The organism is Cohaesibacter haloalkalitolerans (assembly GCF_003574655.1).
GTDB classification, from domain to species: domain Bacteria; phylum Pseudomonadota; class Alphaproteobacteria; order Rhizobiales; family Cohaesibacteraceae; genus Cohaesibacter; species Cohaesibacter haloalkalitolerans.
Map to the genome: position 1 here is coordinate 575,884 of NZ_QNUM01000001.1, position 13,454 is coordinate 589,337.

7 protein-coding genes are annotated in these 13,454 nt (G+C 60.5%); 6 read left to right on the top strand and 1 reads right to left on the bottom strand.

Translation table 11 applies throughout. The features are described from left to right. Positions 1-3,732 carry an AAA family ATPase gene (locus DSL70_RS02570; protein WP_119306298.1) on the top strand — a complete coding sequence of 1,244 codons (3,732 nt, stop codon included), beginning with the start codon at positions 1-3 and terminating at the stop codon, positions 3,730-3,732. A gap of 111 nt (positions 3,733-3,843) precedes the next feature. On the opposite strand, the gene DSL70_RS02575 is transcribed toward DSL70_RS02570, so the two are convergent. Further along, the gene (locus DSL70_RS02575) at positions 3,844-5,169 is read right to left on the bottom strand and encodes a homoserine dehydrogenase (protein ID WP_119306299.1); all 1,326 of its coding nucleotides are present in this window, start codon (positions 5,167-5,169) and stop codon (positions 3,844-3,846) included. A 466-nt stretch (positions 5,170-5,635) separates the two neighbouring features. Here DSL70_RS02575 and DSL70_RS02580 point away from each other — a divergent pair, with 466 nt between their 5' ends. From DSL70_RS02580 to DSL70_RS02600, 5 genes are all read left to right on the top strand, one after another. Beyond that, entirely contained in the window at positions 5,636-10,552 is a 4,917-nt protein-coding gene (locus tag DSL70_RS02580; RefSeq protein ID WP_119306300.1) for a hypothetical protein, read from the top strand. Beyond that, the gene (locus DSL70_RS02585) at positions 10,542-11,420 is read left to right on the top strand and encodes a hypothetical protein (protein WP_119306301.1); all 879 of its coding nucleotides are present in this window, start codon (positions 10,542-10,544) and stop codon (positions 11,418-11,420) included. Before DSL70_RS02580 ends, DSL70_RS02585 begins: the two co-directional genes overlap by 11 nt. 18 nt (positions 11,421-11,438) lie before the next feature. Further along, positions 11,439-12,017, top strand: coding sequence for an SH3 domain-containing protein (locus tag DSL70_RS02590; protein ID WP_119306302.1), 579 nt, complete (start codon positions 11,439-11,441; stop codon positions 12,015-12,017). A 9-nt stretch (positions 12,018-12,026) separates the two neighbouring features. Then, positions 12,027-12,584 (top strand): hypothetical protein, encoded by a 558-nt coding sequence (locus DSL70_RS02595; RefSeq protein ID WP_119306303.1) that lies wholly within the window; start codon positions 12,027-12,029, stop codon positions 12,582-12,584. Between the two features lie 156 nt (positions 12,585-12,740). Further along, on the top strand, positions 12,741-13,448 hold the full coding sequence (locus DSL70_RS02600) for a LuxR C-terminal-related transcriptional regulator (RefSeq protein ID WP_119306304.1): 708 nt from the start codon (positions 12,741-12,743) through the stop codon (positions 13,446-13,448). The last annotated feature ends 6 nt before the right edge of the window (positions 13,449-13,454 follow it).

Here is a 13,454-nt window from a genome sequence, read left to right on the forward strand (position 1 = left end):
ATGGAAATTCTGTCGCTTGAAGGCGAAAATATCGCCAGTCTGGCAAAGCCCTTTGCCATTCACTTTGATGAAGAGCCGCTGTCCGGCGCGGGGCTGTTTGCCATCACCGGCGACACCGGAGCAGGCAAATCGAGCCTGCTTGATGTCATGTGTCTGGCGCTTTATGGCGAGTGCCCGCGGCTGGGCTCTTCCGGGGTGAATGATCAGGTGCCTGATATCTCTGGCGACATGCTGGCCTCGACCGATCCGCGCACCATCCTGCGGCGCGGGGCGGCGGGTGGCCACGCCATGGTGCGCTTTCGGGCCATGGACGGCGAGGCCTATGAGGCCCGATGGTCGGTGCGTCGGGCGCGTGACAAGGCGACCGGCAAGCTGCAGGCGGTGGACCGTTCGGTGACGCGGCTGTCCGATGGTGTCGTGCTTGAAAATCAGACCCGGGCCGTTGCCGGGCGGGTCGAGCAACTGACGGGGCTGACCTATGAGGAATTCCGCCGCTCGGTGCTGTTGGCGCAGGGGGATTTCGACAATTTTCTCAGCGCCAAGGCCTCCGAACGGGCGCAGATTCTGGAGAAGGTGACCGATACCGGCCTTTATCGCGAAATTTCCAAACGCGCCTATGTCGCCTTCAGTAAGGCCGGACGAGCTGTCAGTGACCTTGAGTTGCAACTGGGGGAACACAAGGTTCTCGACGCCGATGAAAAGGCGCAGCTGGAAGAGGAGGCCGAGGCTCGGTTGGCTACCAGCGTCGCGCTGGCGCATGACAAGGCCGCGTTGGGCAAGGACCTTGCCGTCTATCAGGCCCTTGATGACGCCGCAAAGCTGATCGAAGAAGCAAGGGAAGCGGAACGACAGGCCAGCGAGGCATGGGAGAATGGGCAGACGGATGTGGCGTTGCTCGCCGACTTGCAAAAGGCAGCAGGCATCCGAGCCGAATGGCGCGAAGATCTGGATGCCGGTCGGGCTCTTGAGGCGGCCAATCAGAGCATTGCGATGACAGACAAGGCGCTTGATGAGGCCAGACAGCAGGAAATCGAGGCATTGAAGGCTGTCAGCGACAGCAAGGCACAGGTCTTGGAATTGGAAGCACAGTTCAAGGCATTCGGCCCGATCTGGTCGCAGGCCGAGCGACTGGATGCTGACATCGTGACTGCCGGGGGGGAGCAGCAGGCAGCCGCCACGCAGTGCAAGGTGGCCGAGGCGGACCTTGCCGAGAAGACGGAGGCACTTCAGGTTGCCAATCGCCAATTGGCGGTTCTGGAAGCGGCGCTCAAGGCATTGTCTGATCGTATTGCAGCGGAGCCTGCTGGCGAGATTTTCGAGAAGCGGTGGGATATCCTTGAGGATCGCCTCAAGCAGCGCATTGGGGCTTGCAAGGCGATGGACGAGGCGCGAGAGGCTCAGTCCGCTCTTGAAGCGTCCCTGTCAGAGCGGCAGCAGAGAAAAGCCGAGATTGATGCCCTGATTGGCGCATGCCGAGAAAAGATAGCTCTCAACCAGCAAGCGATTGAAGACAAGGCGGAAGCCCGCAAGGTGCTTGCGGATGCGGAGCCTGTGCAGCGGCTTGCCCGTCTGTCGCTGTCGCTTGCAGCGGTGCGCACGCTCAAGGGGCTGGCGCAAGATCATGCCCGCACGACAAAGGAGATTGCGCGCCTTCGTGACCTTGGTGTTTCGCTCGGCAAGGCAATTGCAGCTTGCGAGGCCGATCTGCCGCAGGCGGACAAGGCCGAAAGCGAGGCAGAAGGCGCCATAAGGGCGCTTCAGGTTCCGACCGAGCTGGCCGAGGCGGCTGTGTCAGAGGAGGCTGCCCGCCTGCGCAGTCAGCTGGTTGACGGCGAGGCTTGCCCGGTGTGCGGCTCGAAGGATCATCCGGTGCATGCCTCCGAGCATGCCTCTGAGCTTGCCCGCACCCTGCGCGGCAGGCTGGAGGCGGCAAGACAGGACCGCGAGGCGGCGATTGCCCTGAGGGCCAGAGCGAAGTCCGATATCGAGACCGCAAGGCAGGATTTGGCGGCGGCGCAAACGAAGCTTGCCGGGCAGACTGAATTCCTTGCCGAGATCGAACGGACTTATGCCCGTAGCCTTGCTGACGAAAGCGATGGACCGATTGCGTCCGACCTGCCGAAGCTGCCAAACGGTGCCGAACCGGCCCTGTCAGATCTTCTTTTGAAAATGGATGGCTGGCAACGGCGTCTGGAACAGGATCGCAAGGCACTGGCCGAGCTTGACCAGAGCTTCCGGGAGGCGTCGCGGCAGATCGAAGCCCAACAGGGCACAGCGCAGACGCTGGCAAGTGAGCAGCAGATACTTGCCACGCAAGTCGGCCCCGGCCTCATGGAATTGGACAAGAGGACGCGCCAGATCAACGATCTGGCCGCACGGGTGGCTTCGCTTGATGCGGAGCTGGCGGCTTCCTTTTCTCCGGTCGGGCTCGACTGGGCCGAGGTCAACGGGCAGGGCGCTCCTGTTCTTGCGGTGCTTGCCGACCGGCGGCAGACGCACCTCAAGGCGGTTAGCGACCTTGCGCTTGAAAGTGGCAAGCGGGGGGACGCCGAACGGGCGCGGGACAAGGCTGGTGATCAGCTTCAGCACGCCGGGGTGACGCTGGACAAGGCAAGGGAGGCGCAGACAGACCGGACGGGGCGACTGGATGGCCTGAAGGCTGAACGTCAGGAACTTCTTGGTGGCGAGGCGACGGGGCTGCACCGCACGGCGTTCAACAACCGCCGTATCAAGGCAGGCGAGGCGGCCGATGCTGCGAGAGCTGCACATGATGCCGTCGCGTCCCATATGCATGGCCTGATGGCCCGGCAGCAGAGCGAGGCGGATACCCTTGCCAAGGCGACGGAACGGCGGGAGCTGGCAATAGCGGCGCTTGAGGTCGCCGTTTCTGGCGTTGGACTGTCCTTGGAGGCAATCCCCGCGCTTCTCGGCCGGTCGCCAGACGAGGTTGCCGCTTTGTCAGCGCGGGTGAAGGCGCTGGATCTGGCGAGGGCGAATGCTGCGGCCCTGTTGACATCCCGTCAGCAAGACCTCCAAGCCCTCATCGACAAGGGCACCCCGGCACTCGAACGGGCGGAGATTGAAGAGCGCATCAAAGCGATTGTCGAGCAGGAACAACAATGCCAGACGGCGCTTGCCGAGGTGCGGGCAAGGCTGGAGATGGACCGCCTGGCGCATGAAAAGATGTCTGAGCTGGTCGGAAAGATCGAAGCGGCAAAAGCCGTGCTTGATACCTGGACTGCGGTCAATGATGTCATTGGCTCGGCTAGTGGCGACCGCTTTGCCCAGATCGCGCAAGAGGTCACCCTCAGCATCCTTGTGGACCATGCCAATCATCACCTTGCGGATATCAAGCCACGCTATCGGCTGGCGCTAGGGGAGGGCAAGCTCTCGCTGCATGTGATCGATGAGCACATGGCAGGGGAAATCCGCTCGACGCGCAGTCTGTCGGGCGGGGAGCGGTTCCTTGTGTCCCTGTCGCTGGCGCTCGGCCTGTCGACCATTGGCGCGCAGGGAGCGATCTCCTCGATGCTGTTCATCGATGAGGGCTTCGGGTCGCTGGATGCGGAAAGCCTCGAACTGGCGATCAATGCGCTTGAGGCGCTGCGGGCACAGGGCCGAACGATTGGCGTGATCAGTCACGTTCAGGCGATGAAGGACCGGATTCCTGTGCAGATTCAGGTCAAGGCGCAGGGCGGCGGTGCCAGCGAGATTGTGCTGCAGATCGCCTGACGCTGCGGCGTTGCCATCCTTTCATGAAAAACGACGGGCCTTTCGGTCCGCCGCTTCAAAACTTCAGCTATCTCATCTGTTGGCCAGCGGCCTTCCATTCCCGGATGGCAATCAGACGCGGGCGATGCGGATGACCTGCGGCGGGGCGATGATGTGGCCGTCGGTCTTGATGGCCTCGATGGCCTTGTTGATCCGCATTTCCGTGGTCTCATAGGTGATCAGGATGATGTCCTGGCTCTTGCCTGCTGCCGGGGTTGCCTCGGCTTCGCTGGCTTTCGACCGCTTCTTGTGTTGCACGATGCTCTCAAGGGAGATTTCCTGCTCTGCCATGCGGGTGGCGATCGAGGCGAACACACCGTGCATGTCATTGACGCGCAGGCGGATGTAATAGCCGCCTTCATGGGCGTAGATTTCAGATTGCTTGAATGGCACCAGCGCATCTGCAGGGCGACCGAGCGGCTTGACCTCAAGGCCGCGGGCCAGATCGACGATATCGGCGATGACCGCAGAGGCAGTTGCGTCGCCACCGGCGCCCGGGCCGGCCAGCGTGACGGAACCGATGGCATCGCCATCGATCACCACGGCGTTGGTCACACCGGAGATCTGGGCGATGGATGACTCCCGCGGCACCATGGTCGGGTGGACGCGCTGTTCGATGCCGGTGGAGGTCTTCTTGGCGACGCCGAGCAGCTTGATGCGGAAGCCCAGATCACGGGCGGCGGCGATGTCTGCCGGGGTGATGCTGGTGATGCCCTCGACCAGAATGGCTTCGCTCTCGATTTCGGTGCCGAAGGCAAGGCTGGTCAGGATGGTGAGTTTGTGGGCGGTGTCATAGCCTTCAACATCGAAGGTCGGGTCGGCCTCGGCATAGCCCAGACGCTGGGCGTCCTTGAGGCAGGCGTCAAATGACAGGCCTTCCTCTTCCATACGGGTCAGGATGTAGTTGCAGGTGCCGTTGAGAATGCCATAAACGCGGCTGATGGCGTTGGCGGTCATGCTTTCCCGCACGGCCTTGATGACCGGAATGCCACCGGCGACGGCAGCCTCGAAATTGAGGGCGACATTGTTGGCTTCGGCCATGCGGGCCAGCTCGTTACCATGTTTGGCAATCAGCGCCTTGTTGGCGGTGACCACGTGCTTACCCGACTGGATGGCGGCGCGCACGGCTTCTTCTGCCGGGCCACTGTCACCGCCGATCAGCTCGACGAACACGTCGATGTCGTCGCTCTTGGCCAGATCGACAGGATTGTCATACCAGCGATAGCCGGAGAGATCGATGCCGCGATCCCTGGTCTTGCTGCGCGCTGAAATGGCGCGGACTTCGATGGCAAGGCCTGCCTTCTCGGCAAATTTCATTTGCATGGAACCAAGGCGCTTCAGGGCTGCAGTGCCTACTGTTCCGAGACCGGCCAGGCCAATTTTTAACGTGTTGCTCATTGTGTCGAAAGTCCGCTTCTCATTGTTCGCAAGTCACAGGGTGCCGGATGGTCCGGATAGTGAGGTCAAATGCCTCTGTTGCCTCTGGCGCTTCTGGTTTCCTGATGATGCATAAGGAACAAAAACTCTATTCTCAAGGAAGATAACTGTTTAATTGGCGGAGATACAAATATCCATCCATATGTCATGCCGTTCTTTGTATTGTGGGCAAAAATCGAGGGAGAAATGCCTTCTGTGGCTGCCGGGAGGCAAGTTTGTCCACAACGCCGGTCGTCCTGCTTTGGTCGATTACTACACCTATAGCTGTTCTGGCGCTGGTCACAAAATGGTAAACTGGCTGTAACTCATGTCGGGGGTGAATGCTCTTTCTTTTGCAGGGTGGTGTGCTTTGCCGCTCCTGATGTGATGAGACTGCTGCAGCCAAACGCTTTCGTTCCCTCATGCCCTGTGGGCAAGGTCGCTTGTCATGGCCATACCCGTTTCTTTCGCTGTCTCCTTCCTCGTCCGCTCTTTCTCCCGATGGCGCGTTGCAGCCTCTTTCTTGCTGTGCCTGATGATCGCCTCTGCAGGCACCTCGCTTGCCTTCGGCCAGGGCGCAGGGGATGCCAAGGCCAGTGTCGAGGAACAATCGGCCAAGGAGGAGAAGGTCTATCTGCAGGCGCACAAGGAGATCAAGGAGAAGTTCACCGCCGCCGAGGAGAAGGTGACCGCTGTCGTCAAGGAGCTCGGCATCCTGCAGCAGCATGTCACCAACTGGCGCAACGCTACCCGGAGAAGCACGGCGCAGGGCGCCCAGAACGCCATCTCCGACATGGGGATCGAGTTTGCCGAAGGACTTCGCGATGATGCCATCAAGAAGCTGTTCGGGGATGACTATGGACCCAAGCTCATCAACATGATGCAAAGCCTTGAAAAGGCTACGGGCCGCAAGCTTGGTGTTCCGAGCCGGGAACAGATGGAAAAGCTGCTGGAGACTGCAGTGGGCCGCGAGCAGCTTTATGGCTATATGTACAATATCAGTTCCATCGAGCGGACCCTGCGCAAGGGGGGCTATTTCGACAAGCTCAACAAGATCAAGGCCAGCTTCGACAGTGCCAAGCAGAGCATTGATGAAGCGGGCAAGATGCTTGAGTTTGTCGCCGTGTTCGACCCCAACAATGTCGACAAGGATGCGCCGATTTCCCGCCTCAAGGCTCTGGGGGGCGTGCTTGGCTACATGAAGCAGTTCACCAAGCCGGTGCCCGGTCTTGGCGACCTGATCGACTTCTATATCTCGGCAACCGAGGAGTTCTCGACGGCTCTTGCCGATCTCGACAAGAAGCTGAGGGAAGCGCGGGACGGCTCGATCTGTGGCAGCCTGCAAAGCTCGCCCCAGTCGCGGGCGCTGGCCCAGTTTCTGGTCGGCAAGCGCAATGGCGACTGCTTCAATTTCTATCAGTTCTATGCCGCAGAGGCGCTGATGGCACCGACCAAGGCGTGGCGGCATGCGGGTAGTCAGGATGTCTTTCTGTTCTCGCCCGATGGCAGCTATGCCTATCTCACCGGGACGCAATATCTGAAACTGGCGCGACCGTTCGAGGCGCTCAAGGCAAGTGGCCGCGGCAGTTGGGAGCGTCTGGCGCGGGTCGACTATTTCATGAAGCTGGCGTCTGTTGCCTCGGAGAAGGGGCGGGACGAGGCTGGCAATCGGACCTATGTTCCCGGTCATGTGCTCTGTGGTCAGTACGCCGATTGGTTCGGCGAGCGCAATGTCTGGGCCATTCTGGAAAAGACCGGCACGGTGGATCTGGCCCGACGGTTCGTCTCTCCTTCCGGTTCCAGCAGCTTCCGCCTGTCGGCGGCCAGTCGGGATGCGCTGATCGGGCTTTGCACCTATGATCAGGACATGCGGCGAAGCATGACCAGCACCTACAACCGATTCAAGGATCTGGTAATGGTGGCGTTCGACATCTATGCCGATGATCGCGGTGCGCGGCCGAAGCTGACAGCCTTTCGTCTCAATGACAGTCGGGCGATTCTCGATCGCTCATGGATCTCACGTGCCCCGGATTTTGTCCGGATCCCAGCCATCGTGTCTGCCGGAAGGAGCGTGCAGTATCGCGTGCTGGCCGAGGACTGCGAGGAGAAGCGCTTTGCAACGACCTTCTCGAGGGAAGGGCGAAAAACCCTGATGGTCTCTCTCAAACGCAAGAAGGATGAGCAAAGGGACGCCGAAGACCAAAAGGATGCTGAAGACCAAAAGGATGATGGCGCTGGCAAGGGCCTGACCCGGGATGACAAGGGAACGGCAACCGGTCCGAATGATGGCGCTGACGATCTGGACGATCTGATCAACGAAACCGAAGCCAATGGTGAAACCGCATCATCCGGTGTGCAGTCTGGGGATGGTCAGGGCCAGACTGGTGGAGGAAGTGGCGCGTCTGCCGGACAGACGGACGAGCCTCAAGGCGATGTTGTGGTCGAGATGGGTGAAGAAGCCGGAGACGTTGGGGCTGATGGGCAAGGCGCAACTGCCGAGACTGGTGACAGCGGAGAGGCGGGGAATACGCCAGACGAAACCGGTGAGGATCTGACCGAAGGGGAAGCGTCGCCGGAAGATCAGACAGTGGCCGGGAATGGGATTGAGGTCCCGTCTGTCAGCACTGGCATGGGCGGGATCGAGGTCACTGCTGTCAATGCCAATGATGTCTACCTTGGCGATCGCAAGTCGATTTCTGCACCAACGCCTGAATGGGCACCACTGTCGATGCCGGAAGCCAATGACAGCGAGCATCCATCGGTGGTGATTGTTACGGCCGGGGATCAGGAGGATATCCTGCCAGACAGCCTGCCGCAGTTCCACTGGCAGTCCGAGCCTCCCATCCGTTTCGAGCCGCCGGTGTCCTCTGACGGGCGGACCGTGGCGATATTTGACCGCACAGGGCCTGTGAAGATATGGGCCGATGCTGTCAAGGACGATCAGAAACAGCGGGTCGAGGTTGGCACGTTCGAAGTCAAGGTGCCGCAATTTGCGATCCAGTTCAAGCCATCTTCGGCTGCTGCGGCTGGCAGTGACATCACGGCAAGGCTGACGTCATCGCCAATGGTCGGCGAAGAGTTCATCACGGTTTCGTGGGAGGATCCACCGGAACAGAATCTGGTTAGTTCGCAGCGAAGCGGTATGACCTTGCAGTTCAAGGGCGAGGCGGGTGACGTGGTGCCGCTGTCGGCAGCCATCGCCAACAAGGCCACCGGGGATGCCCTCACCACCGTTGAAGCCAGCTATTCGGTGGCTACGCTGTCCTTTACCATCAAGGCCAAGCGCCGTGGTCCGCCGGTCAAGGTCTGGGATGCTGCCAGGAAGGGGTTGGTGGAAGCCGGGGCCGATCAGTTCTATGTCGGTGAAGCCATCGATCTGACAGCCCAGTTCGCCGGGGGCAAGACCCCGGATGATATCCGCTGGCGCTGGCAGGTGGATGCGGGCAGTTCGCTTTCCAACGAGATTGCCAGCCTGCCGACCCTGACCCGATCCGAACCCGGCAGTGCGCGGGTTTCGCTCAGCATCCGGGACCGGAACGGCAAGGAGATGGCCAAGGCCGATACGACGGTTTCGTTCCTTGAGAAGACCGAGGAACCGACTTCGTCCAAGGCGTCATCAAAGACGTCATCCAAGGGGGACAAGACACCGGACAAAGCCAGTGACAAGACGGGCAGCAAGGCAGGTACGGAGGCGGATGGCAAGTCCACAGCCGGAGACAAGTCCGGGGCAAAGTCTGATGCAGTGGGCAACGGCAAGGGCGGAGCTGTAGGCGCGGGTAGCAGCGCACAGTCAGCCAACCCCATCGGTCAGAAAAAGCCGCCAGATGACTGGTGCGCGCCGGGAACCAATCAGCATACTGCTGCGTCGCAGATGTGGACGACAGGTTTGCAGGCCGTCGGCACCCAGCAATATGAGCGCGCCTTTGCCCATTTCGAGGCCAGTCTGGCGATCTGCCCTGACGAGACGCGGCAGAAGCTGTTTGACAGTCTGAAGGCGAAGGTGGCGCAAGCCGGGACCGCACAACCGGCCCAGCCCCAGACACAGACCCAGGCACAGACCCAGACGCGGGCACAGAGTCAGGCGGGCCATCAACCATCGGTTCAACATCCGGTGCAAACCCCGACACCAACACCCCACACTCCGCCGCCTGATCCCTGTGGTGCGGGCGGATCGCAGCAGAAGGCTGCCGCGGATCTGTGGACGCAAGGCCTAAGCGAGACCAAGGCTATGCGGTATGACGGCGCGCTGGAGCGTTTCCGCCAGAGTCTGGCTCTTTGTCCCGATGCCAAGCGCGCCCAGATGGTCGACGCCATGGCGAAGCGTCTTGAACAGATCGCCGAGCAGAAGCGGCAGCAGGAAGAAGCCAATCGCAAGGCCGCCAATCCTTGTGCCGAGGGCGGACAGTTGTTGCAGCCCGCAAAGCAGCAATGGCAGCAGGGTCTTGCCACCATCAAGGGCGGCAAACCGGCAACCGGCCTGCAATTGCTCAGGAACAGTCTTTCCCTTTGCCCTGATGCGGAACGCAGCAAACAGCTGAAGGGTCTGGAAACGGCCATTGCCAAGCAGCAGGAGGCTGAAAGGGCGAAGGCTCAAGCCCAAGCACAGGCCAAGGCCCAAGAACAGGCCAAGGCCCAAGCACAGGCTCAGAAAGATGCCGCGGCAGCAGCGCAAACGGGCAAAGCGGGCTCTCAGACGTCTGGCAGTGGCGATCCATTCGATGGATTTGATGTCCCCGAGTATGATCCGAATGCCCAGACACCGGAAAAGGCCACATCGCCCTTCGCGGTGGCCCCGACGCCAGAAGCGACCCGTGGAGCCAGTGACGACTATTGGATCAACAAGGCCAAGGAGCAGAAACAGCAGGAGCAGGCGCAACAGGCGCAACAGGCTCACAATGGCCAATCCGGCGGAAAACAGATCGGTTCGCTCGACGGGGCCGCTTCGGCGCTCTACAAGGGGCGTGTCAGCGGGCTTGAAAACAACGAGATCACCATCGAGGTGGTCGGCAATCGGCTATCGGCCAAGGTCCGGATCAATTTCGGACGAGAGGTGGACACCGGCAGCTTCACCGCAACCCTCACGAACGGCCAGTTCGAGACGACCTTCAATCTCTATTCCAACCTCCATCCCGGCAAGGTGGAGCTGAGCTTGCGGGTCAAGGGGAGGGTGGAAAATCATCGGGTGTCCGGCGTTGCCGAAACGCTCAATATCCGCACCGATCCGCACCCATGGTCTGCCGATCGGGTTGGAGGACAAGCTTCGGGTCAATCCATGGACGACATTATCGATGGCATCGCGGCACGCATTCGCGCCGGCATCCCCTCAGTCAAGGAAGTGGTAAAGGAAGTTCCCTATGCGCAATAGTCATGGTTGGCCTGATGTGAGCCTTGCAAAGGCTGCTACCGGGCTTTGGTTTTTCTTTCTGCTGCTGGTCTTCTGCCTGCCGGTCCGGGCCATCGAGCTCGGGCGCAGCGGCATACTGGTCAATCCGCCGGACAGGGGGTGGAAGGTCGAGAGCCAGCGGGACGCCAATATCGAGGTGTGGCATCTACGCGCCAAGGACTGGGACCCTGTTCCCAGAGAATCTGGCTTGATTGCCGTCACGATCTCCTTTCTGGATAGCGATCCGCTCAACGGTGCCCCTCTCAACGGCATGATGAAACAGGCATCCTCCATGATGTTGGATAAATTCCTCACGGATGTCGCTGATGTGCGGCCGCTCAAGGTGCAGTCGGGGCGTTTTGAGGTGGCCAAGGAAGACTATGTCGGGGCGCTTGATCTCAAATCGGCAGGCAAGAAGCCGGTGAGTGCGCGCTTCATGGTCGTGCGCTGCCGGGAAGGGTTCGTGATGCTGACAGCCTTTTCGCTGTTGCCACTGGATGACGAGCCGTTTGCAGCTCTGCTGGGCAAGGGTGGGATGTTGATGTTTGACGGCCCCGGTTCCGGGATCTTCGCCAGTCTGACCGGTGGTGGGGCAGTCGCCAGCGAGCAAGCGCCGAAGATGACGGACAGCATGCCCTCCGGTCAGACGGCTCCCAATCAGCAGACGCCGGAGCAGCAGATCGACAGCGTGCTGGATGCGCTTGACTTTGGTGGTGGCCAGACCCCGCAGGCAGGGGGCACCGCGCCGCAGGCAGGAGATGCCGCGCCGCAAACTGGAGCTGGCAGTGGCAGCGGCGAGGGGGAAATCCAGATGGATGACCTGCTTGAACAGATGCAGAAGAGCTTTTAGGGGCAGGGAGGAAGCGAGATGAAGACAACGGTTTACCGCGGGTTCCTGTTACTGGGTCTCGCCCTTGTTTCCGGTCCGGCGCTTGCGGACTATGTGGGCGGGCTCAACCCCTATGGCGACAATTTTCTTGCCTTGCGGCAATATCCGAGTGCGCGCTCCCGGCTCATTGCCCGGCTCGGGCCGAATACCATTGTCGAGGTTCTCGATGCTGATGGAGTGTGGCGCTATGTGCGCACACAGGATGGCCTCATCGGTTGGGCACATGGCAACTGGATCTTCCCAGGCATGCCTGCCTATGGCGGGGGCGGTGCTCCCGATATGGGGAGAGCTGCTCCGGATCTGGGGACGCCTGATCTGGGAGGCCCAGACCTCGGTGGGCCGGAGATGAGCAGCCCGATCAATGATGCCCCTCAAGCTGCTCAACCACAGCCTGTAGCGCCTCAAGCAGGGGCTGCTCCGGTCAACGTGCTGCCACCAAGCACGGACCCCGCGCCGCAGCCCGCCGCCTCACCCGCTCCGGCTGTCCCCGGTGCGCTCGACTGGTTGGAGAGCCATCTTGAGAAGTTCCATGATCCGCTGAAATACTATCCTGACTAGGAGGCTTCCATGTCGATCATGTCGACGCCCACGGGACGGATTGTCCCATTTGCCGTTTTTGCCCTCACCCTTTGCGCAGTTCTTGCTTCAGGCCTTGTTGCGGGAGGCGTTGTGCCGTCGGCACGGGCGGAGGGTGCGCTCAGTTGGAGCCATTATGTCGTCACCCGGTTTGGTACCGAAGCCGACATTCCCAGCAGCTTCATCGCACAGGACGCGCCAGATGCCGGAGACGGCCGGACATTCCTGTCGCCGGATGGCTCAGGGGAGATTCGCATCTATGGCAGTTTCAATGTGCTTTCGGATACGATGAAGGCCTATCAGGAGGAACAGCTCGGTTACATGCAGAGCGCCGGTTTCACGCTCAAGCGGCAACAGCAGGGCGAAAACTGGTTTGTTCTGGCTGGCGTTGAAGGGGCGGATGTGGTCTATCTCTTCGTCAAGCATGGCAAGGAGTGCGGCCCGGAGCTGATGCATCACATGCGGCTGAAATATCCCTCCTCCAACATGGCCGAATGGAAGCCGATCATCGCCCGCACGATCCAGTCTCTGAGTGGCCCATGCCCGTAAGAAGAGAGCTGGGTGCGATTGTCCATGCGATGATTTGTCATGCGATTAGAGCCGGTTAGTGGTTGTATGCTAATCGGTATAACTACGACCTTCGCCTCATAGGTGGCCGGGGGCAGGATTTGTTAGACTGGATCTCTCATAGAGGGAGAGAGATCCATGCTTGCTTATCATGAACACAATCAGCCGGTCGAGTTTCGCTCGGCGCTCATCGTGGATGACCATCCGCTCTTTTGCGATGCGCTCTGCATGACTCTGCAAGCGGTGTCCTCCATCCGTTCCATCCATACGGTCAACAGCCTGCAGGACGCGCTGGACATCATCATCGAGCATGACAGCCCGGATCTGATCGTGCTGGACCTCAATCTGCCCGATGTTCAGGGACTGGATGGCCTGCTGCGCCTGCGTAACACCACGCGCTCGCCGATTGTCGTCATTTCGTCGATGGCCGACAACCGGATCATCAGTTCGGTCATTCATACCGGTGCGTCGGGTTTTATCCCGAAGCATTCCAATCGCTCGATTTTCCAGAAGGCAATCGAGACTCTGGCCGAGGGCAAGAAATTCATCCCCGCCGGTTATGTGCTGCTGGAGAATAGCCCGGCACTCAGCGAAGACGAAACCATCAAGCGGATGGCCTCGCTGACCAATCAGCAGGGGCGTATCCTGCAACTGATCTGCGAGGGTAAGCTCAACAAGCAGATCGCCTTCGATCTGTCGATTGCCGAGACCACCGTCAAGGCGCATGTAACGGCGATCATGCGCAAGCTTGGTGTGCAGAGCCGGACGCAGGCGGTGTTGATGGCCAAGAAGACCAGCTTCGGCCATGTCTCTGACGATGGCGAGAGTTCTGCTCTGGGGCTGTGAGCGGGT

Coding starts and splice junctions, on each gene's coding strand:
- DSL70_RS02570 (WP_119306298.1), top strand. CDS start 1: ATGGAAATTCTGTCGCTTGAAGGCGAAAATATCGCCAGTCTGGCAAAG.
- DSL70_RS02575 (WP_119306299.1), bottom strand. CDS start 5,169: ATGAGCAACACGTTAAAAATTGGCCTGGCCGGTCTCGGAACAGTAGGC.
- DSL70_RS02580 (WP_119306300.1), top strand. CDS start 5,636: ATGGCCATACCCGTTTCTTTCGCTGTCTCCTTCCTCGTCCGCTCTTTC.
- DSL70_RS02585 (WP_119306301.1), top strand. CDS start 10,542: ATGCGCAATAGTCATGGTTGGCCTGATGTGAGCCTTGCAAAGGCTGCT.
- DSL70_RS02590 (WP_119306302.1), top strand. CDS start 11,439: ATGAAGACAACGGTTTACCGCGGGTTCCTGTTACTGGGTCTCGCCCTT.
- DSL70_RS02595 (WP_119306303.1), top strand. CDS start 12,027: ATGTCGATCATGTCGACGCCCACGGGACGGATTGTCCCATTTGCCGTT.
- DSL70_RS02600 (WP_119306304.1), top strand. CDS start 12,741: ATGCTTGCTTATCATGAACACAATCAGCCGGTCGAGTTTCGCTCGGCG.